Annotated in this window: 21 protein-coding genes; 9 read left to right on the forward strand and 12 right to left on the reverse strand. The window is 73.2% G+C overall.

What is annotated here, in order from left to right; genetic code table 11:
* The first annotated feature begins 10 nt into the window (after window positions 1-10).
* Complete coding sequence (locus ACXR8F_RS05735) at window positions 11-1,258, forward strand: RNA polymerase sigma factor (RefSeq protein WP_458799114.1); 1,248 nt, start codon at window positions 11-13, stop codon at window positions 1,256-1,258.
* 74 nt (window positions 1,259-1,332) lie between these two features.
* Window positions 1,333-2,439, forward strand: a complete 1,107-nt coding sequence (locus tag ACXR8F_RS05740) for an SGNH/GDSL hydrolase family protein (protein ID WP_458799115.1) — start codon at window positions 1,333-1,335, stop codon at window positions 2,437-2,439.
* Between the two features lie 45 nt (window positions 2,440-2,484).
* Here the strand turns inward: ACXR8F_RS05740 and ACXR8F_RS05745 are convergent, their stop codons facing one another.
* Window positions 2,485-3,366 carry a DUF429 domain-containing protein gene (locus tag ACXR8F_RS05745; protein ID WP_458799116.1) on the reverse strand — a complete coding sequence of 294 codons (882 nt, stop codon included), beginning with the start codon at window positions 3,364-3,366 and terminating at the stop codon, window positions 2,485-2,487.
* A gap of 121 nt (window positions 3,367-3,487) precedes the next feature.
* Window positions 3,488-4,201, reverse strand: a complete 714-nt coding sequence (locus tag ACXR8F_RS05750) for a hypothetical protein (RefSeq protein ID WP_458799117.1) — start codon at window positions 4,199-4,201, stop codon at window positions 3,488-3,490.
* Between the two features lie 124 nt (window positions 4,202-4,325).
* Between ACXR8F_RS05750 and ACXR8F_RS05755 the strand changes: the two genes are divergently transcribed.
* The 5 genes from ACXR8F_RS05755 (at window position 4,326) to ACXR8F_RS05775 (ending at window position 9,771) form a co-directional block, all read left to right on the forward strand.
* The gene (locus ACXR8F_RS05755; protein WP_458799118.1) at window positions 4,326-5,723 is read left to right on the forward strand and encodes a sigma 54-interacting transcriptional regulator; all 1,398 of its coding nucleotides are present in this window, start codon (window positions 4,326-4,328) and stop codon (window positions 5,721-5,723) included.
* Window positions 5,724-5,820: 97 nt separating this feature from the next.
* The gene (locus tag ACXR8F_RS05760; protein WP_045189210.1) at window positions 5,821-6,240 is read left to right on the forward strand and encodes an SRPBCC family protein; all 420 of its coding nucleotides are present in this window, start codon (window positions 5,821-5,823) and stop codon (window positions 6,238-6,240) included.
* 61 nt (window positions 6,241-6,301) lie between these two features.
* Window positions 6,302-8,332 carry a vWA domain-containing protein gene (locus ACXR8F_RS05765; protein WP_458799119.1) on the forward strand — a complete coding sequence of 677 codons (2,031 nt, stop codon included), beginning with the start codon at window positions 6,302-6,304 and terminating at the stop codon, window positions 8,330-8,332.
* A 32-nt stretch (window positions 8,333-8,364) separates the two neighbouring features.
* Window positions 8,365-8,958, forward strand: a complete 594-nt coding sequence (locus ACXR8F_RS05770) for a dihydrofolate reductase family protein (RefSeq protein ID WP_458799120.1) — start codon at window positions 8,365-8,367, stop codon at window positions 8,956-8,958.
* 48 nt (window positions 8,959-9,006) lie between these two features.
* A complete protein-coding gene (locus ACXR8F_RS05775; protein ID WP_458799121.1) occupies window positions 9,007-9,771 on the forward strand; it encodes a GNAT family N-acetyltransferase in 765 nt (254 codons plus the stop codon).
* A 22-nt stretch (window positions 9,772-9,793) separates the two neighbouring features.
* Here the strand turns inward: ACXR8F_RS05775 and ACXR8F_RS05780 are convergent, their stop codons facing one another.
* The 3 genes from ACXR8F_RS05780 to ACXR8F_RS05790 all read right to left on the reverse strand — a co-directional run bounded on the left by ACXR8F_RS05780 (window position 9,794) and on the right by ACXR8F_RS05790 (window position 11,688).
* The gene (locus ACXR8F_RS05780) at window positions 9,794-10,666 is read right to left on the reverse strand and encodes a thermonuclease family protein (RefSeq protein ID WP_458799122.1); all 873 of its coding nucleotides are present in this window, start codon (window positions 10,664-10,666) and stop codon (window positions 9,794-9,796) included.
* A gap of 135 nt (window positions 10,667-10,801) precedes the next feature.
* Window positions 10,802-11,458 carry a class I SAM-dependent DNA methyltransferase gene (locus ACXR8F_RS05785; RefSeq protein ID WP_458799123.1) on the reverse strand — a complete coding sequence of 219 codons (657 nt, stop codon included), beginning with the start codon at window positions 11,456-11,458 and terminating at the stop codon, window positions 10,802-10,804.
* Window positions 11,455-11,688: a DUF4287 domain-containing protein gene (locus tag ACXR8F_RS05790; protein WP_458799125.1), complete on the reverse strand. Its 234-nt coding sequence runs from the start codon at window positions 11,686-11,688 to the stop codon at window positions 11,455-11,457. The genes ACXR8F_RS05785 and ACXR8F_RS05790 overlap by 4 nt, the downstream gene beginning before the upstream one ends.
* A 226-nt stretch (window positions 11,689-11,914) precedes the next feature.
* Between ACXR8F_RS05790 and ACXR8F_RS05795 the strand changes: the two genes are divergently transcribed.
* Window positions 11,915-12,286 carry a DUF6578 domain-containing protein gene (locus ACXR8F_RS05795; RefSeq protein WP_045189220.1) on the forward strand — a complete coding sequence of 124 codons (372 nt, stop codon included), beginning with the start codon at window positions 11,915-11,917 and terminating at the stop codon, window positions 12,284-12,286.
* A gap of 12 nt (window positions 12,287-12,298) precedes the next feature.
* Here the strand turns inward: ACXR8F_RS05795 and ACXR8F_RS05800 are convergent, their stop codons facing one another.
* The 5 genes from ACXR8F_RS05800 to ACXR8F_RS05820 all read right to left on the reverse strand — a co-directional run bounded on the left by ACXR8F_RS05800 (window position 12,299) and on the right by ACXR8F_RS05820 (window position 16,902).
* Window positions 12,299-13,582 (reverse strand): NAD(P)/FAD-dependent oxidoreductase, encoded by a 1,284-nt coding sequence (locus tag ACXR8F_RS05800; protein ID WP_458799126.1) that lies wholly within the window; start codon window positions 13,580-13,582, stop codon window positions 12,299-12,301.
* Window positions 13,579-14,667: a semialdehyde dehydrogenase gene (locus ACXR8F_RS05805; protein WP_458799127.1), complete on the reverse strand. Its 1,089-nt coding sequence runs from the start codon at window positions 14,665-14,667 to the stop codon at window positions 13,579-13,581. Before ACXR8F_RS05805 ends, ACXR8F_RS05800 begins: the two co-directional genes overlap by 4 nt.
* 278 nt (window positions 14,668-14,945) lie before the next feature.
* A complete protein-coding gene (locus tag ACXR8F_RS05810) occupies window positions 14,946-15,521 on the reverse strand; it encodes a dihydrofolate reductase family protein (protein ID WP_458799128.1) in 576 nt (191 codons plus the stop codon).
* A gap of 25 nt (window positions 15,522-15,546) precedes the next feature.
* The gene (locus ACXR8F_RS05815; protein WP_458799129.1) at window positions 15,547-16,638 is read right to left on the reverse strand and encodes a DNA glycosylase AlkZ-like family protein; all 1,092 of its coding nucleotides are present in this window, start codon (window positions 16,636-16,638) and stop codon (window positions 15,547-15,549) included.
* Window positions 16,639-16,743: 105 nt separating this feature from the next.
* Complete coding sequence (locus ACXR8F_RS05820; protein ID WP_458799130.1) at window positions 16,744-16,902, reverse strand: DUF1660 family phage protein; 159 nt, start codon at window positions 16,900-16,902, stop codon at window positions 16,744-16,746.
* Window positions 16,903-16,962: 60 nt separating this feature from the next.
* Between ACXR8F_RS05820 and ACXR8F_RS05825 the strand changes: the two genes are divergently transcribed.
* Window positions 16,963-17,352: an OsmC family protein gene (locus tag ACXR8F_RS05825; protein WP_458799131.1), complete on the forward strand. Its 390-nt coding sequence runs from the start codon at window positions 16,963-16,965 to the stop codon at window positions 17,350-17,352.
* A gap of 14 nt (window positions 17,353-17,366) precedes the next feature.
* Here the strand turns inward: ACXR8F_RS05825 and ACXR8F_RS05830 are convergent, their stop codons facing one another.
* Together ACXR8F_RS05830 and ACXR8F_RS05835 are read right to left on the reverse strand one after the other, a co-directional pair.
* On the reverse strand, window positions 17,367-17,780 hold the full coding sequence (locus ACXR8F_RS05830) for a (R)-mandelonitrile lyase (RefSeq protein WP_458799132.1): 414 nt from the start codon (window positions 17,778-17,780) through the stop codon (window positions 17,367-17,369).
* 10 nt (window positions 17,781-17,790) lie between these two features.
* Entirely contained in the window at window positions 17,791-18,687 is an 897-nt protein-coding gene (locus ACXR8F_RS05835) for a helix-turn-helix transcriptional regulator (protein ID WP_458799133.1), read from the reverse strand.
* Window positions 18,688-18,837: the final 150 nt, after the last annotated feature.

The following is an 18,837-nucleotide window of genomic DNA, read 5'->3' on the forward strand; positions in this document are numbered from 1 at the left end:
GGGTCGGAGCGTGCCGACGACGGACGGGATGGTGACCGAAGACCTGTGGCGCACCGTGACGCCCCAGGTCATCGGGGCGCTCGTGCGGCGCTACCGCGACTTCGACCGTGCCGAGGAGGCCGCGCAGGAGGCGCTGCTCGCGGCCGCCGCCCAGTGGCCGGAGGAGGGCGTGCCGGACGACCCGCGAGCCTGGCTCATCCGGGTCGGGTCACGCCGGCTCGTCGACCGGTTGCGCAGTGACGAGGCACGGGTGCGCCGTGAGGTCGCAGACGCGAGCCGGACCCCCGACGACGAGCACGTCAGCCCGCCACCGGACGCGAGCCGGGCGGTCCCGGCCGACGACGACACCCTGACGCTGCTGCTGCTCTGCTGCCACCCGGCGCTGACCCCGGCAGCGCGCATCGCCCTCACCCTCCGAGCCGTCGGCGGCCTCACCACCGCGCAGATCGCCCACGCCTTCCTGGTGCCCGAGGCGACGATGGCGCAGCGGATCAGCCGCGCCAAGGCGAGCATCCGTGACGCCGGCTCGCAGTTCCGGATGCCGCCCGCCGCCGAGCTGCCCGGCCGGGTCGGTGAGGTGCTGCACGTGCTCTACCTCGTGTTCACCGAGGGGCACACGGCCAGCAGCGGCGACGCGGTGGCCCGGGTCGACCTGACGGCCGAGGCGATCCGGCTCACGAGACAGGTGCATGCCCTGCTGCCCGACGAGGGCGAGGTGACGGGGCTGCTCGCCCTCATGCTCCTCACCGAGGCGCGACGTCCCGCGCGCACGACGGCGTCGGGAGAGCTGGTGCCGCTCGCCGAGCAGGACCGCTCCCGGTGGGACGCGGCGTACGTGCGGGAAGGCATCGACCTCGTCACCGATGCCCTCAGCCGGACGCGACTGGGGCCCTACCAGGTGCAGGCGGCCATCGCTGCTGTCCACGACGAGGCGACCACCGCGGCCGACACGGACTGGGAGCAGGTGCTGGCGCTCTACGACGTGCTCGAGCAGCTCGCACCCGGACCCGTCGTCTCCCTCAACCGCGCGGTGGCGCTCGCGATGGTGCAGGGCCCGGCCGCGGCCCTCGCCCAGCTCGCCGACCTCGAGGGCGACAAGCGCCTGGCGAAGCACCACCGGTTGCACGCCGTCCGCGCCCACCTGCTCGAGCAGCTCGGCGACACCGACGCCGCGCGGGAGAGCTACCTGCTCGCGGCCCGGCTGACGACGAGCACCCCCGAGCGACAGCACCTGCGCCGCAAGGCAGACGGCCTCTGATCTGCACGGTTCCGTGACCTTCGCGGGGGCGGTGTCGTTTCCCCACGACACCGTCCCGGACGAAGGAGTCCCACGTGCCACGCTCGACCCGCCTTGCCGCCGCCCTCGTCGCGGCGCTCGCCACGGCCGCTTCCCTGGCGTCAGCCGCTCCGGCCGGAGCGGCCTTCGCCGGCCCTTCCGGGGTCGGCGCCGCCACGCAGAAGCAGGTCGTCCAGCTCGGCGACTCGTACTCGGCGGGCAACGGCACCGGCTCCTACGAGGAGCGCAGCTGCTACCGCTCCCCCCGCAACTACGGCAGCCAGGTCGCGGCCTCGATCGGGGCCGCCTACGTCGACCGGGCCTGCAGCGGCGGCGTGGTCGCCGACATCCTGAACCCGCGCGACCTCGGTGACGCGTTCACGAAGTCCGCGACCTACTCCGTCGACCCGGCCACCTACCCCGACCAGCAGGCCGAGTGGTTCCGTCGCGCCCAGACCGAGCGGCTCTGCGGGGTTCCGGCGCAGCCCGACTTCTCCTACCGCTACACGTTCGTCGCGGGGGCCGGCGTCGGCAGCCTCTACACGGGCACCGTCTCGTGCCAGCTCGTCGTGCGGCCCCAGATCGACGCGGTCACGTCGTCGACCGACCTCGTCTTCCTCACCATGGGTGGCAACGACCTCGGGTTCTCCACGATCGTCACGAACTGCCTCATCGTGCGCGACCCCTCGAGCTGCCGCGACACCCTCGAGTCGGCGCGCGCCAAGGCGCCGTCGATGATGGACCGTGCCAAGGACGCCCTGCGCGCGGTCGAGGCCCGCTCCGGTGGACGCGCCGAGATCTACCTGCTCAGCTACCCGTACCTGGTGAACACCGAGAGCTACGGCATCCCCGAGGCCGCGCCGACCTACGACGCGGGCGCGGCGCTCAACGAGCTGCAGCGCTACGGCGACGAGCTCCAGGCCCGCGGCATCGCCGAGCTCAACGCCGAACCGGGCGCCGACCGCTACCACTTCGTCGGCACGGTCAAGCAGACGTGGGGTGGCCACGTGCACGGGCTCGACCCGCACGTCGTCGCCGACAACTCGAACGCGTGGCTCGTCCCCGTCGGTACGCCGGGACGCGACGTCGCCGAGTTCGTCCACCCCACCCAGCCCGGCTGGGACGCCACCGCCGGGGCGCTGCGGACGGCCGTCACCGGCTGAGCCCGCCGACGTCCTGAGCGCGGCGACCGGTCGCGGGTGCCGCGCTCAGGCCCAGATCGCGGCCGGTATGCCGTCCGAGAAGGTCTCCGGTGGATCGGGCAGCGGGCGCGCGAGACCTGCCGCGTGACGCGCCGCGGTCCACGCGACCGCGCAGGCGTCGAGCACGTCGTCGGCGGCATACCCCTGGCCCTCGAGCACGGACGGGCGGGCGAGGCCCGCGTCGGCGAGGGCGCCGAGGCGCTGGGCACGACCCTCGTCGGTCTTCTTGCTCGCCTTGATCGGGGCGCCGGTCATCGTCGCGAACGACAGCTCGGGATGCACCTCGAGCACGGTGACGGTGGGGCGCGTGCGCACCCAGGCGTCGACCTCGACGATCTTGTCGCGCAGCGCGAAGGCCTGCGCGCCGACGCCCTGACCGACGAGGCCACGGTTGACGGCGTCGGCCTCGAGCCGTGTGCCCGCGAGGTAGGCCGCCCTCGTCAGCGTCGAGAAGATCGACGACGACTTGCCGGGCAGGGCGTTGCGCGCGAGCTGGTCGGCGCGGCGGATCGAGCTGTCGGGCAGGCCGATCGGGATGTCGATGCCGACGACGCGGATGCCCAGCGACTCGCGCACCATCGCGACGAGCTCGCTGATCGTCGGCGTGACGACGACCCGCGGCCGCGGGGCGCCGGGCTCGAGCACCGCGCCGACCCAGCCGGCCTTGCAGCCGTCCACCCCGAGGACCGGTGCCGCGACCTCGAGGGGCGGCGGGACCGTCGTCGTGGTGTGCGACTCGGCCAGCGCGGCGTCGAGGCGGGCCAGCGCCCGGCCGGCGTCGGCGTACGCCTCCCGCACCGCGGTGTCGCGCGCGGCTGCCGTCCGTGACTCGCGTGCCAGCTCCCCGGCGAAGTCGTGCAGTCGCTGCCGCCACGCCTCGATGTCCATGCCCCCACCCAACCAAACCGGCGAGCCTGAGGGTGCCACCGCCGCGGCGAGCTGGCCACGGCACTGTTGCACCCCGTGCCACGGTGACGTAGCCACCGCGCCAGGACGGGCCCCGATCCGCTCAGGCGGCCCCGACCGCCTCCTCGCGATCGCCCCGGCTCCTGCTGCTCGCGCGTGCGTCGGCGTGGGCCCGCACAGTGAGCCACACCGCCACCCCGCCGACCGCCGCCTCGAGGGCCCAGATCGCCACGTTGCCGGGCAGGCGAGGATAGCCACCCGCGAGCGGAATGCCGCGGGCCCCGAGGGTGATTCGTGCCAACGGCTCGATGAGAAGGGGTGACACGGCGAGAAGGCCGGCCCACCGGGCAGCCCGCCGGGACCACAGCCAGGCGAGGAGCCCCGCGACGCATCCAACCGTGATGCCGATCGTCAGCCACGGTATGCCGCCCGGCCGGCCCAGTACGAACGTGGAGAGCCATCTCGCGTAGGCGCCCGCCACGGTCTCCGCGTGACCGGGATCGGCCGACGGATCCCTCCCGACGCGGTGCAGCCCGTAGAACCCGGCCACCATGCCGGCGCCGACGATGGCACCCGACGACACCGCGGTGGCGGGCCCCGCCCCCCAACGACGTTCGACCCACGACGCCACCGCGAAGGGCAGGACGACGAAGGGGGCGGCGAGGTTTGCGACCCAGAAGACCTCGGGGTCGCTCGGCGAGGGGATCGCCGACGTGGCCCAGCCGTAGGCGTACCCGATGAGCAGGGCCCCGAGGAGGCCGAGCGCGACGCGCCCGGTGGACGGCAGACCGGCAACCGGTCGGCGTCGCGGCGTCATGCCGGTCACCCTAGTGTCCCGTGAGCCGTTCACGCGGCCGGCCGGCCTCGGCAGGCGGCGCCTGCCATCCATGCGGGGTGGACGGTCCTTCGACACCGTCGCAACTCGGACGTAGCGTGAGGCAATGAGCCTCACCGAGCCGGGTCGCCCGGCCACCCTCGGCGAGCTGCGGGTCACCGGCAACGTCCACCGCAGCGTCAAGAGCGAGATCCGCGAGAACCTGCTCGCCCGGCTGCGCGCCGGCGAAGACGCCTTCCCCGGCATGGTCGGCTTCGAGGACACGGTGCTGCCCGAGCTCGAGACGGCGCTCCTGGCCGGTCACGACCTCGTGCTGCTCGGCGAGCGCGGCCAGGGCAAGACCCGACTCATGCGCACCCTCGCCGGGCTGCTCGACGAGTGGAGTCCCGTCGTCGAGGGCTGCGAGATCGGTGACGACCCGCACCAGCCGTCGTGCGTGCGGTGCCGTCGGCTCGCCGCCGAGCTCGGTGACGACCTGCCGGTCACCTGGCGGCACCGCAGCGAGCGCTACACCGAGAAGCTCGCGACGCCGGACACGAGCGTCGGCGACCTCGTCGGCGACGTCGACCCCGTCAAGGTCGCGCAGGGCCGCACGCTCGGAGACCCCGAGACGGTGCACTACGGCCTCGTGCCGCGCAGCAACCGCGGCATCTTCGGCCTCAACGAGCTGCCCGACCTCGCCGAGCGCATCCAGGTCGCCCTCTTCAACGTGCTCGAGGAACGCGACATCCAGATCCGCGGCTACTCGCTGCGGCTGCCGCTCGACCTGCTCCTCGTGGCGACCGCCAACCCCGAGGACTACACGAACCGCGGCCGCATCATCACCCCGCTCAAGGACCGCTTCGGGGCCGAGATCCGCACCCACTACCCGAGCGAGGTCAGTGACGAGGTCGCCCTCATCGCCCAGGAGTCGGCGCTCGTCGCCGACGTGCCCGAGCACCTGCTCGAGGTGGTGGCGCGCTTCACCCGCGGGCTCCGCGAGTCGTCGGCCGTCGACCAGCGGTCGGGCGTCTCGGCGCGCTTCGCCATCGCGGGCGCCGAGGGCGTGGCCGGTTCGGCGCTCCGCCGGGCCGCCCGGGTCGGGGAGCCGTATGCCGTCGCGCGCGTCTGCGACGTGCCCACCGTCGTGCCCACCCTCCTCGGCAAGGTCGAGTTCGAGATGGGCGAGGAGGGGCGCGAGCGCGACGTGCTGACCCACCTGCTGCGGCTCGCGATCGCCGAGACCTACCGATCACGGCTCGCGGGTCTCGACCTCACCGGCTTCACCAACCTCTTCGTCGACGGTGCCGTCGTCGAGACCGGCGAGCTCGTGCCGGGTTCGGAGCTGCTGGCCCAAGTCGGTCCGGTCTCGGGCCTGTCCAAGGTGCTCGACCGGCTGGGCCACGGCGACGACGCGACGCCCGGGCAGGTCGCTGCCGCGGTCGAGTTCGTGCTCGAGGGCCTGCACCTGACCCGCCGCATCGACAAGGACAGCGTCGCGGGACGCACCGTCTACGGGGCGTGAGCGGCACCCGGACCGGTTGGGCGCCCGGTTGCACGCCCGGTTGCACGCCCGGTTGCACGCCCGGTTGCAGGGGGGTGTTGTCGGGTAGGTGCCTCCCATGGGTGACTACACCGCAACCACGACCGTGTCGCACGACGTCACCGACGCCTTCGACTACATCTCCGACCCCGAGCACCTGCCCGAGTACTTCCCGCGCATGACCGAGGCCCACCAGGTCGAGTCCGGCACGGTGCGCACCACGGCGATCGTCGACGCCGACCAGGACGGCTCCGACGAGAAGGTCGTGTCGGACGCCTGGTTCAAGGCCGACGACGCCGACCACTCGATCAGCTGGGGATCGCCCGGCGAGAGCGACTACCACGGCACGCTGCGCCTCCACGACGACGGCGGCTCCGGCACCCGCATCGAGCTGAGCCTCACGACGCCGCACGACTTCGACGGCATGCAGCAGGGACTCGACGAGGCGCTTGCCGCCATCGCGAGCCGGCTCGACGAGATCGCGGCGAAGAAGGCGTAGCCGCAGCGATCTCGTCCGCAGGTCTGGACGGATCGGCAGGGGCCGGACGTAGCGTGGGGTGGTGAGTCCCGACCAGCCCCGCGACCCGTACTCCGGCGCCGACGGCCCGAACGCCCACGGCCGGTTCCGCTACGCGCCGTGGACGGGTGGACAGCCCGACCCGCTGGCGCCACCCTTCGACGTGCGGGCCGCCCTCGACGAGGTCGGCCAGGACGTCCTCGCCGGTGGAAGCCTGCGCGAGTCGCTGCGCGAGCTGCTGCGGCGCGGCACCGACGGCCGGCGCGGCCTCGACGACCTCGCCGACCGCGTACGTCGGCTCCGGGAGGCAGCGCGGCGGCGCGGGGACCTCGGCGGCACGCTCGACCAGGTGCGCGGCCTTCTCGACCAGGCCCTCGCGCAGGAGCGCGACCAGCTCGCGTCCGAGGACGGTGACGACGCCCGCCTCGCCGAGATGGACCTCGCGACCGTGCCCGACGACGTGGCCGGCGCCGTGCGGGCGCTCAGCGACTACCAGTGGCACTCCGACGAGGCACGCCAGACCTATGAGCAGATCGCCCAGATGCTGCAGCGCGAGGTGGTCGGCGCGCAGTTCGAGGGCCTCAAGCAGGCTCTCTCGGGCAACGACCCCGAGGCGATGCAGCGGGTCAAGGACATGCTCGCCGACCTCAACCAGCTGCTCGCCGCGCACGCTCGGGGAGAGGACACCGAGGACCTCTTCCGCGACTTCATGGACAAGCACGGCGACCTGTTCCCGGAGAACCCACAGAACGTCGACGAGCTCATCGACGCCCTCGCCAGGCGGCAGGCCGCGGCCGAGCGGCTGCTCTCGTCACTGAGCCGCGAGCAGCGCGAGCAGCTCGCCCAGCTGATGGCGGACGCGCTCGGCGATCCCGACCTGGCCTCGCAGATGGCGCAGCTCTCCGACAACCTCCGGGCGCTCCGGCCCGGGCTCGACCGGTCGTCCCCGGTGCGCGGTGGCCAGCCCGGCGGCGAGCCGATGCCGTGGGGTCAGGCCGTCGAGGCCGTCGCCGAGGTGGCCGACCTCGAGCAGCTCGACGAGCAGCTGGGCCAGGCCTACTTCGGCGCGACGCTCGACGACGTCGACGTGGAGCGGCTCGAGCAGTACCTCGGCGCCGACGCGACCCGCGACTTCCAGGCGCTGCGCCAGCTGGAGCGCGAGCTCGAGCGCCAGGGCTTCGTCTCGCGCGGCGACGACGGTCTGCGCCTGACACCTCGTGCCGTCCGACGGCTCGGTGAGACCGCCCTGCGCCGCGTCTTCGAGCACGTCGACGCCGCCGGTCGCGGAGACCACGACGACCACTCCGCCGGTCAGGCCGACGAGCCCACCGGGCTCAGCCGCGAGTGGCGCTTCGGCGACGAGCTGCCGCTCGACACGGTGCGCACGGTCTCGAACGCGTTGCGGCGCAACCCGACCCGGCGGCATACGTCATCGGGCGACGGCGGCGGAGTCGACCTTCTCGTCGAGGACTTCGAGGTGATCGAGACCGAGCGGCGGGCGCAGGCGGCGGTCGCGCTGTGCGTCGACATGTCGTTTTCGATGCTGCACGAGGGACGGTGGGGGCCGATGAAGCAGACGGCGCTCGCGCTGTCGCACCTCGTGGCCACGCGTTTCCGCCACGACGCCCTGCAGATCATCGGCTTCAACCTCGCCGCTCGACGGCTCACGCCCGTCGAGCTCACCGAGGCCGAGCCCGAGTGGGTGCAGGGCACGAACCTCCAGCACGCGCTGATGCTCGCCTCTCGACACCTGCGGCGACACCCGGAGGCCGAGCCGGTCGTGCTCGTGGTCACCGACGGCGAGCCCACCGCGCACATCGCCGACGACGGGATGCCCGAGTTCCACTGGCCCGCAACGCAGGAGACGATACGCGCCACGATCCGTCAGGTCGACGAGCTGCGGCGCTCCGGCGCCACCCTCAACGTCTTCATGCTCGGGGACGACCCCGGCCTCGCCCGCTTCGTCGACGCGGTCGCACGCCGCGCCGGCGGCCGCGTCTTCACGCCCGACGTGTCGCGGCTGGGGGAGTACGTCGTCGCCGACTACCTGCGAGCGCGCCGCGGAGGCCGCTGACCGGCACCACCACACGACAGGAGGACGGCTGCATGGGCAGGGTGATCTCGTCGGCGTCGACGTCTCTCGACGGTTTCGTCGCCGGGCCCGACGACGAGGTGGGCCCCCTCTTCGACTGGTACGAGGCCGGCGATCGACCGTGGACCGCGGCAGGTGGCGACATGACGTTCCACCTGAGCGCGGTCGACCACGACTACTGGACCCGCTGGGTGGCGCGGCTGGGGGCGCTCGTCGTCGGCCGCCGGCTCTTCGACATCACCGACGGCTGGAAGGGCACCCACCCGCTGGGGGTGCCCGTCGTCGTGCTGACGCACAGCCCGCCGGACGGCTGGGGATACCCCGGTGGCACCGTCGAGTTCGTCACCACGGGCATCCACGACGCCGTGGCCCGGGCCAGACAGATCGCCGGCGAAGCCGACGTGGGAGTCGCCGCCGGGGAGATCGCGAGCCAGTGCATCGCCGAGGGACTGCTCGACGAGGTCGCGGTCGACCTCGTGCCGTGCTTCCTGGGCGTCGGCCGCCCCTACTTCACTGAGGTCGCCGGGCAGGTCGTGCTCGCCGACCCGACGACCGTCGTCGAGGGCGAGCGCGTCACCCACCTCGTCTACCCCGTGCGGACGGGCTGACCGGAAATCCGCTCGCTCGGGGTCGTGCGTGCCTGTCATGGTGACCGCATGACGCGCGGGTGCGACGAGCGGCTCGGCCGCATCGAGAGCTATTACGACTGCGTGCCGCGCGCCGTCGCGTCGGCCGAGGAGGTCGGCCCGTTCACGCTCTTCGTCGCCGGTCCGGGAACGGGCTGGCAGTTCTACGCGAGACCCCGCCTCGGCGGTCGAGGAGTCTTCACGACCACCGACGTATGCCGTGTGCTCGACCGCCAGGGTCGGCTCGACGTGCCGCGCGCCATCGAGTGGGTCGACGAGGTGACCCCGACCCTCCTGCCCTCGGTGCGCGGTGCCGGGCACGAGCCGCACCGCTACCCGCTGCTCGTCATGCCGAGTGACGTGCTCGTGGAGGCGGACCCGCGAGCCCGGCCGCTCAGACCGGCCGAGCCGCACCTGTCGGTCGCGCTGGGATCGGTGTCGGCCGGGTTCGCCGGGCGCGACGACGTGGAGCCGAAGGACCCCGGGCGGCGGCCCGAGCTGATGGAGCGCGGCGACCTCGTCGTCGTGGCCTCCTTCGAGGGCCACCGACTCTGCGGCGCCGGGTCGGCGGCACCACGCGGCGACGTCGCGGAGCTGATGGGCATCGCCGTGCCTCCGGGACATCGGCACCGCGGCCACGGCACCGCGATCACCCGCTCACTCGTCGCAGCCTGCCGCGAGCAGGGGGTCGACCTCGTCTTCCTCTCGGCCGGGTCGGACGCCGCCGCGGACATCTACCGGCGGATCGGTTTCGTCGACGTCGGCACCGCCTGCGTCCTCGAGCTCGACGACTGACGCGGGAGGCGAGCCTGGGCTTTCAGGCCCGGGCGGGGCGGAAGCCGGCTGCCTCGGCCGCGCTCATGGTGGGGAAGCACTGCTCGGGGTTCGTCACGCCGTAGTACCGGTCGCCCGGCTCGTGGGCGATCATCGAGTCCTCGTTGCCCTTGACCGGGCGCGACTGCGGGCACGGGTGCTTGTCACCGGGCAGCGGCCACGATCCGGTGGAGCTGATGCCCGTGCCGGTCGAGGGCATGGCGCACGGGGCCTTCGGGCTCGACCGGTCGGCCCGCACGTAGGCGGCCTCGCGCGAGTGCCGGCCGTAGCCGTCGCGCGAGTCGTAGCGGGCGACGGCGAAGCCCTGCTTGATCTGGCGCAGGCCGGCGTCGACGCCGTTGACGTCGACGTAGCGCAGCAGCCGGCCGTAGCGGTCGACGTCGTCACGGGCGCCGGCCGTCAACGTGACCTGCTGGCCGCCGATGATGCCGCGGAGGTTGCGGCTCGCCTCGGAGTAGCCGCACTGGCCGATCTCGGGGGTGTCGATGCCGATGACGCGGACCTTGTGGGTGACGCCTGCCCGCGATGCCCAGATGGTGTCACCGTCGACGACCTTCGTCACGACCCACGTCGCGGAGGCGGCCGGTGCCGGGCTCGTGGCCCTGGGTGAGGTCTTGGGCGCCGCCGGCTCGGGTGGGGAGGGCGTGGGGACAGACGCGCGGGCGGCAGGTCGCGACGCCGCCGTGGTGCCCAGGGTCGTGGGCGTAGCGGCATACGGGGTGGTCGTCACCGTGACCGCGGGCTCGAGGCCCGCAAGGCTGGGGTCGTCGGAGCCCTGGGCCGCGTTGCCGCCGATCGCGACGATGGCGGCGAGGCCCGCGACGACGGTCAGTGCCTTGGTCCTGCGGCTGCGCATGTGCTCCTGCTCCCCTGTGACAACCCGTTCACCGTAGGCGCCCGAATCGTCCCTGTCCTGCGAATCGGTCATTCCTGCAAGGGCATTCGCAGGAAATAAATGACTCGACCGGGCAGCACCGGGGAGGGTCGGCGGTCACCCCCGCCGGGCGAGCAGGAAGGCCTGCGGCGTCGTCTCGTAGTCCTGTGGGGCGCGCTCGGTGCGAACCGTCACGCGCAGCCCGGCGTCGGCGAGCTGGGCGGTGACGCGGTCGGGGTCGTGCCGGTGCGCCTCGAAGGTGACCGCGTGCCCGTAGGCCTGATCGCGGCGGACGCTGAAGCCGCCGGTCTGGAACGCGAGCAGCAGGAGCCCGTTCGGCCGGATGACGCGGTGCAGCTCGGCGAAGACCGCGGGCAGGTCGTCGGGCGGGGTGTGGATGACCGAGTACCACGCCACGACGCCCGCGAGCGACTCGTCGGCGACCTCGAGCGCCGCGAGCGCGCCGGTCCGGAACTCGAGGTCGGGGTGGCGCCGCCGCGCCTCGGCGACCATGCCGGCCGAGAGGTCCACCCCGCCGACCTCGAGACCCAGCGTCGCGAGGTGGCCGGTGATGCGCCCGGGTCCACAGCCGACGTCGACCACGGGACCGCCGCCCTCGGCGAGCACGAGCTCTGCGAAGTGCGCGAGCAGCGCCCGGTCGAGCGGGCTGCCGGCGAGCTCGTCCTCGAGGAGGCTCGCGTAGTCGACCGCCACCGTGTCGTAGGCCGTCCGCGTCTCGGTGACGTATGCCGGCTCGTCTGAGCGGGGCGTCACCCCTCGGCCTTGACCAGCCCGAGGGTGTGGGCGACGACGGCGTTGGCGTGGCCGTGCCCGAGACCGTGCTCGCCCTTGAGCCACGAGACCAGCTCACCGTGCCTGGTCGTGCCCGCGGCGTGCTGCCTGCGGACCTGCTCGATCCAGTGGTCGATCGGCTGACCGTAGGTCTTCTCGATCGACGGAAAGTAGGAGGCCGGGCCCTTGGAGACAGCGGTCGGTGTGGTCATCGGTGCTCCTGCAGTCGTGGTCATGCCCAGACGTCGAACGAGCCGGTCGGTTCTCGACACGCTCGTCGACGCGGCCTCCCGGGCGGAGTTCGCAGCCCGGACACGAGTCCGCCGCGTACGCGTCCGCTGCGCCTCGGGGGTCCACCGTACGGCGCGTGCGCAGGAAGCGAGGGAGGCGCGCACCGCCCGATGGGCGGGGCGTCGCGCCGCTTGGCAGAGTATGGACATGCGCTACGTCGTGTGGGTCGATGCCTGGCAGCAGCAGTGCTGCGGCGAGCCGTTCGCGGTGGGGTCACGGGTCGGGTGGACCTTGCGGGACATCCCGCGCGGGCGCTTCTTCGACGATGTGGCAGGCGCCGAGATCGCACAGCGCATCACCCACGCCGAGGAGCACCACGGCGCGGTCCCCGAGGACGCGCCGGTCGTCCATGGGCTCGTCCGCGAGATCCGGGCGATCCACGGAAGGTTCGTCCGTGAGCGGGACTGGGCGCCCGGCGAGTCGAGGATCGTGACCTCCGCCGACGGGTCGGACGAGGTCGAAGGGCTGTCGTTCAACGGCTACGTCGTCGATCTCGACGTCGAGGAGAGCCCCCGCTGAGCGCAACGGCCGTCAGGCGGGCCGGGACTCCGCGGCGTCGGGAACGGCGAGGGACGCCGACCCGACCGCAGCACCCGGCATCCGACCCCGGCGGGCGACCCGGGCGAGGTCACCGACGACCTGGACCGCCTTGCGCCGCGACGGCATGAACCGCAGGAAGAAGGTCAGTCGCAGCACCCACGCGACCCAGCCCGTGAACGGGATGCCGTAGAGCTCGGAGATCGAGCGCCCGAGGCCGAACGATGCGGCCTGGCCCAGCCCCCGGTACGCGAACGGCCGGGTCTCTCGACCGCGCACCGTCCGAGCAAGGTTGCGTCCGACGTGCTCGCCGCCCTTGATCGCCCAGAGGGCGTTCGCGGGGACGGGTTCGCCGCCCCTCGGGTGCACGACGCAGGCGGCGTCGCCGGCCGCCCACACGTGGTCGACGACCGACAGGTCGGGCCGGGTGACGAGACGACCGCGAGGGTCGCGGTGCCCGTCCAGGCCAGGGACCTGCACGGGTCGCTGGCCGATCGTGGCGATCACCGTGGTCGCCGTCAGGCTGGTGCCGTCGGAGAGGTACGCGTGGCCGGAGGTCACCGAGGTGAGGCGGACGCCGAGCCGCACGCGGACGCCGAGCCGCTTCAGCTCGCGGGCCGCCCGGGCCGCCAGCCCCGGCTGCGCCTCCCGCAGCTCGGGCAGCAGGTGCGCCCCGGAGTGCACGAGCTCCACCCGGAGGCGGGCACCCCCGAGGTCGGCGACGGCGGCGGCCATCTCGACCCCCGCCAGCCCGCCGCCGGCCACGACGACGGTGTGGCGGCGTGGTCCGCGAGAGGCGGCGGCCTCCCGGACCCGGTCGGCGAGCACTTCGATGTCGCCGGGCGCCCTGAGCGTGAAGCCGTGCTCAGCCAGGCCCGGCACGGCCGTCGCCGGTTCGCGTCCGCCGGTGCCGACGACGAGGTCGTCGTAGTCGAGGACGCGGATACCGGTCTCGCCGTCCTGCTCGTAGCGCACGACCCGACGCTCCGCGTCGATGTCGACCGCGCGGCCGATGACGACGTGGGCGTGCGGCATCGCCTCGGCGAGCGGCGTGCGGGTGCGGTCGTAGGGGAGCAGGCCGGCGAGCACCTCGCCGGTGAACCCGTGGAAGCTGTGGGCGGCGTCGGCGCTGATGACGACGACCTGCACCGCGCCGTCACGGACGGCGCGCCCCGCATGACGCATGAGCCCGGCGTACGCGTGGAGCGTGACGTAGCCGCCGCCGAGCAGCACGACGCGGTGCCGGGCGCGGTGGCCGGAGCGCAGGTGCGTGGTCACGACGCCATCCCCATCGAGGCCCGGCCGACGGCGACGGGCCGGCCGAAGCTCGTCGGCTCCGCCGCCCGGAAGCCCAGGTGCGACAGGCCCGTCGCGAGCTCGCGGGTGCGGTCGACGAGCTCGAGCGTCGGGACCCCGATCGAGAAGTGGCCCCGGTGGCCGGAGAGGGCGAGCAAGGCGGTCTCGGCGAAGCACGCGTACGCGCGCCCGTCGGGCAGCCCGATGTTGCCGCCGACGAGTCGCAGGCTGGGGATGTCCACGACGCCACCGTCGACGACGAGCACGTCGGGGCGCTCGGCGACGAGCGTCGGGGAGGTGTTGCGTGGCTGGGTGGCGTCGAGCACGACGGCACCGAGCCCCAGGTGCTCCGGCCCGAGCAGCGCGTCGGCGCTGGCGGTGAGCAGGATGACGAGGTCGGCGTCGGCGACGGCCTCCATCGAGGTCGCCGTGGACGTCGGCACCTGGCGGCCGACCTCGGCGGCGAGCGCGTCGAGCCGGCCGGCTGAGCGGGCCACGAGGGTGAGGCGTGCCGCGGCCCGGTCGCGGGCCAGCAACCGCGTCACGGCGGCTCCGACGCTGCCGGTCGCGCCGACGACCGCGACGTGCGGGTCGGACGCGTGGTCGACGGCGTCGCGCAGCAGCCGGCGGGCCTGGTCGTCGACGATGGCGGCGGTGAACGCGTTGCCGTTCGTCACGCCGATGTCGGTGCGGCTGCGCAGCGACACCCCGCCCGCGGTCACCGTGGCGGTCAGCGCGCCGAGCCCCACGACGTCGCAGCCGAGGGCGCGGGCCTTGTCGACCGCACGGTGAACGCGGGCCCGGCCCTCGCCGGGTGAGGTGAGCAGGTGGCGCGCGCCGTAGGGCACGAGCACGACGTGGCCGACGCGCTGCCCGCCGATGTGGACGCCGGCCATGGTGACCGGGCGCAGCGGGAGACGCCGGAGCGCGGTGTCGTAGACGGGGTCGGGCACGCGGCCGAGAGGCGCCCACACCCGGGCGAGGTCCTCGCCGAGGCGGGCGCGCGGGTGGACCGTGAAGGCGAACGTGCTGGGACTGTGGGTGCGACTGTCGGTTTGGCTGGTCATCGGTGCTCCCCGTGCGTCGTGCGGCGTGTGGTTCGACGGACCTGCGTCGAGGGCTGCGCACCCGGGGTGGGCGGGCGCCGTTGCACGAGAGGAGGAGCGAGCGGGTGGGGTGATACGTCGGGGAACGCTTCGGGCCGCATACGTGGTGGGATTGGGTACGCGTGCCTAGGCCGGGGTCATGGCTGAGCTGCCGAAGCGTCTCGAGGCCACGTGGTCGCTCGGGTCGAAGGACGCGTGCCCGTCGGCGCAGTGGCGCAGGGCCGCGCGCGGCTACCGGGTCAACGGGACGCCGGGCGGTAGACGAGCCACAGGGCGCCGCTGACGGTCGGCGTCGCGCTGACGAGGGCGAGCCGCTGCAGGTCGGTGCCCGTCTCGAAGAGCCGCCGGCCCTCGGGGTCGAGGACCGGCGCGACGGCGAGGTGGAGCTCGTCGACGAGCCCCTCGGCGAGCAGCGACTGGGCGAGCTCGATGCTGCCGTGCACCCCGATGTCGCCGCCTTCGGTGCCCTTGAGGTCGCGGACGATGTCGGCGAGCGGTCCGGTCACGGCCTCGGCGTCGCCCCACTGGACGCCGAGGGGCGAGGAGGTGACGACGTACTTCTTCACGCCGTTGATGAAGTCGGCGAACGGCTGCTCGTCGGACGTCGGCCAGTAGCGGGCCCACTCGTCGTACATGTGGCGCCCGAGCAGGACGGCATCCTGCGTGGCCAGCAGTTCGGCCTCGCGGGCGATGAGGCCGTCGTCGAAGGTGGGCGGCTGCGGCTTGTCGGGGTCGACGTCGGGCGGGAAGGCGCGGGTGGGGTCGTCGACGGCGCCGTCGAGCGAGGTGATCGTGTAGAGGACGACCTTGCGCATGGTGCTCCTTGCTCAGCGGGCTGGGTCAGGGGGTGACGAGCTCCAGGCCGAGCCACTCTGCGAGAGAGGCGATCTCACGATCGACGTCACGGCGTACGCGTTGGGTGAACCGGACGTCCTCGTGGACCGCGTTGACGACGAGTCGCCCGGCCTTGCGGTCGGCCTGGGCGTCGAGCTTCCCGACGAGCCGGTCGTGGTGGAGGATCGGCAGCGCGAAGTAGCCCCACCGGCGCTTCTCCTTGGGCTTGTACATCTCGAGGATGTACTCGTAGCCCCAGAGCTGCTCGGCGCGGACCCGGTTGTGGATGAGCTGGTCGAACGGCGACAGGAGCGCGGCGCGGCCCTCGAAGGTGTTCGGGACATCGAGGTATGCCGGGTGGACACGCCAGGTGCCCGGCACCCCCTCCACCTCGGCGGGCTCGCCGGCCTCGCCGACGTAGGCCTGCTCGCCGGGCAGCTCCGGACCGCTCGCCCTGGCGATGCCGAGGGACTCGAGCCGGCGCTCGTTGCGCAGCCGCGTTGCCTCCTCGTGGGAGGGCAGCTCGAACCCCTCGCCGTAGACCCGCTCTGGGAGGTCCCAGTAGCGCTGGCGCCCCTTGCGGCCGGAGACGGCGATCTGCCCGCGCCGCGCCATCGACTCGAGCATCTTGGTGACGTTGCGGTTGTTGGTCCATCCGCTCGAGGGCCACGGGACGGCACTGGTGTCGGGGATGTCGCGGGACAGCAGCGGCCCCTCGGCCGCGAGCCGGGCGAGGATGTCGCGCCGGAACTGCTCGTTCGCCTCGAGCCAGTCGACGATCGCCGGGTGGAACTCCCGACCGACCCACTCCGCGATGACCGTCGGCACGTCGCGGGCGGGCCGGATGTAGGCGACGGTCTCGTGGAGGGTGCGGTGGTGCTCGACGGCCGCGGTGAGCTGCTCGGGCCGGTAGCCGGCGCCGAGCCGGCTCCACAGCACGAGGTCGGCACTGGGGGCGATGGCCGCCGTCGGGTCGATCTGCAGCATGGTCAGTCGTTCGACCGTCTCGACGAGGTCGGCGGGTCGCGGCTCGTCGAGCAGCTGAGCGTGCACGGCGATGCGCCGCGCGTCGTCGAGGCTCAGCCGGTGCACCGCCATGGCCAGACCCTAACCAGCGCTGCCGACACCCACGCTCGAAAGAGCCGTCAGCAGGTGACGGAGTGTTCTTTCGATCGGGCAGGACGGTTCAGGTCCAGCCAAGCGTCAGAAGCCCCCGCCCCCACCGGGATGGACGTCGAAGTCGCGGTCGACCACGTCGACCTTGCCGCAGCGCTGGCAGGTGAGCCGGACCGTCCGGTTCGGCAGCCGTTGCCGGGACCACTTGTGGCCGAGCAGCAGGCAGAGAGGTTGAGGTCGCGCCATGTCCCCAGTTTCCTCTCGTGCCCACACCGCCGGCAGGCGATTGGGGAGCAGAATCGGTGGATGGATCTCTCTGCCTTCGGCGTCCGCGCCTCTGCCGGAAACCTCCGCGACGCGGAGGGCGTTGCCCTGCAGCACAGCTGGACCGACGAGGGTGTCGTCGCAGCCCCGGTCACGAATGGTGCCCAGGTGCTGCACCTGTCGGTCGCGCTGTGCGTGCTCAACGACACCTACCGCGAGGCCCGACGTCTCGGCATACAGGTTGACGGCGCCGCGGTGGAGGCCGACGGTGCCTTCGACGACGAGTGGCGCTCGACCGGCATCACGTACGCCGTCACGGTCGACTCGCCTGCCGCCACCGAGGAGGTCGCACACCTGCAGTCCGTCGTCGACGAGGTCGCCGAGATCCCGCGGGCGATCCGCGGCGGCGCGCCTGTCACGCGCAGCTACTGACGTTCTGGCAGAGGTCAGTCGGTCGCCGAGGGGGCGGCGGCGTACTCCTCGTCGGTGACGGGCGTCAGCCAGTGCACGACGTCGTGGTGGGCGTCGCCCTCGTTGATGGCGAGGTGCACCATGAGCCGGTTGGGCGCGGCGCCGTGCCAGTGCTCCTCGTCGGCCTCGAAGAGGACGCGGTCTCCGGGGCGGATGACCTCGATCGGGCCGCCCCGTCGCTGGCAGAGGCCGACGCCTTCGGTGACGAAGACGGTCTGGCTGAGCGGGTGCCGGTGCCAGTGGGTGCGGGCGCCGGGCATGAAGTGGACGAGGTTGGCGCTGACGCGCGAGGGCGACGGTGCCGCGGCGACCGCGTCGATGTAGACGTCGCCGGTGAACCAGTCGCTCGGACCCTTGACGGTGTCGACGGAGCTGCGGGTGATCTGCATGGGTTTCCTTCTAGCCGTTGGTGATCGGGGTGTCCGTGGTGGCCGTCGGTGCTGGTGTCGAGGCAGCCCAGGAGGCGAGCAGCTGGAGCCGCTCGGCCGAGGGTGAGCCGGGCTCGGCCGTGTAGACCATGAGCACGAGGCCGGGCTCGGCGGTGATGGCGAGCTCCTCGTAGGCGAGGGTCAGCTCGCCGACGGCGGGGTGGTTGAACCGCTTGGTGCCGGTGCCGTGGGTGCGCACGTCGTGCGCGCTCCACAGGCGCCGGAACAGCTCGCTCCGGGTGGACAGCTCGCCGACGAGGTCCTGCAGGCCGCGGTCGTGCGGGTCGCGGCCGGCCTCCGCGCGCATGATGCCGACGCACATCTCGGCGAAGAGCTCCCAGTCCGGGTAGAAGTCGCGCGACGCGGGGTCGAGGAACTGGAACCGGGCGAGGTTGGGCATCCGCCCGCCCTCGCCGATGACGGGCGAGTAGAAGGCGCGGCCGAGCGTGTTGGTGGCGAGCAGGTTCTGGTGCGGGTCGCGCACGAACGCGACGCCGTCGCGGATCGACTCGAGCGCCCACTGCAGGCTAGGCCGCGAGGCCGGCTTGCCGGCTGCGCGTCGCCGTGGCCGTCCCGACGTGGGAACGCCGTCGGCGGCGCGGGCGAGGTCGAGCAGGTGGGCGCGCTCGGTGTCGTCGAGCTGCAGCGCCCGGGAGAGTGCGTCGAGGACGCCCGCGGACGCCCCGGCGATCTGCCCCCGCTCGAGGCGGGCGTAGTACTCGACGCTGAGGCCGGCGAGCGTCGCGACCTCGCTGCGACGCAGGCCGGGAACGCGACGACCTCGGCCGGCCGGCATACCGACCTGCTCTGGGGTGATCCGGGCGCGGCGGGTCATCAGGAACTCGCGCACCTCCTGGCGGTTGTCCACGCCTTCGAGCGTATGCCGCGTGGAACGGTGCGCCGAGCCGCGAGAGGTGCCCTGTCAGTACGTCCCTCGACAGGGACTCCCGCGACATCGCGCCGGCGACTTCACTCGTGGGTGGGGCTGTTCGGCCCCGGCGGGCAGCGGCCCGCGAGA

The organism is Terrabacter sp. AAH1 (genome assembly GCF_054456855.1).

Coding starts and splice junctions, on each gene's coding strand:
- ACXR8F_RS05750 (WP_458799117.1), bottom strand. CDS start 4,201: ATGACGCCGCGACGCCGACCGGTTGCCGGTCTGCCGTCCACCGGGCGC.
- ACXR8F_RS05820 (WP_458799130.1), bottom strand. CDS start 16,902: ATGGCGCGACCTCAACCTCTCTGCCTGCTGCTCGGCCACAAGTGGTCC.
- ACXR8F_RS05795 (WP_045189220.1), top strand. CDS start 11,915: ATGCGCTACGTCGTGTGGGTCGATGCCTGGCAGCAGCAGTGCTGCGGC.
- ACXR8F_RS05810 (WP_458799128.1), bottom strand. CDS start 15,521: ATGCGCAAGGTCGTCCTCTACACGATCACCTCGCTCGACGGCGCCGTC.
- ACXR8F_RS05780 (WP_458799122.1), bottom strand. CDS start 10,666: ATGCGCAGCCGCAGGACCAAGGCACTGACCGTCGTCGCGGGCCTCGCC.
- ACXR8F_RS05830 (WP_458799132.1), bottom strand. CDS start 17,780: ATGCAGATCACCCGCAGCTCCGTCGACACCGTCAAGGGTCCGAGCGAC.
- ACXR8F_RS05745 (WP_458799116.1), bottom strand. CDS start 3,366: ATGGACATCGAGGCGTGGCGGCAGCGACTGCACGACTTCGCCGGGGAG.
- ACXR8F_RS05770 (WP_458799120.1), top strand. CDS start 8,365: ATGGGCAGGGTGATCTCGTCGGCGTCGACGTCTCTCGACGGTTTCGTC.
- ACXR8F_RS05790 (WP_458799125.1), bottom strand. CDS start 11,688: ATGACCACACCGACCGCTGTCTCCAAGGGCCCGGCCTCCTACTTTCCG.
- ACXR8F_RS05760 (WP_045189210.1), top strand. CDS start 5,821: ATGGGTGACTACACCGCAACCACGACCGTGTCGCACGACGTCACCGAC.
- ACXR8F_RS05755 (WP_458799118.1), top strand. CDS start 4,326: ATGAGCCTCACCGAGCCGGGTCGCCCGGCCACCCTCGGCGAGCTGCGG.
- ACXR8F_RS05815 (WP_458799129.1), bottom strand. CDS start 16,638: ATGGCGGTGCACCGGCTGAGCCTCGACGACGCGCGGCGCATCGCCGTG.
- ACXR8F_RS05775 (WP_458799121.1), top strand. CDS start 9,007: ATGACGCGCGGGTGCGACGAGCGGCTCGGCCGCATCGAGAGCTATTAC.
- ACXR8F_RS05825 (WP_458799131.1), top strand. CDS start 16,963: ATGGATCTCTCTGCCTTCGGCGTCCGCGCCTCTGCCGGAAACCTCCGC.
- ACXR8F_RS05805 (WP_458799127.1), bottom strand. CDS start 14,667: ATGACCAGCCAAACCGACAGTCGCACCCACAGTCCCAGCACGTTCGCC.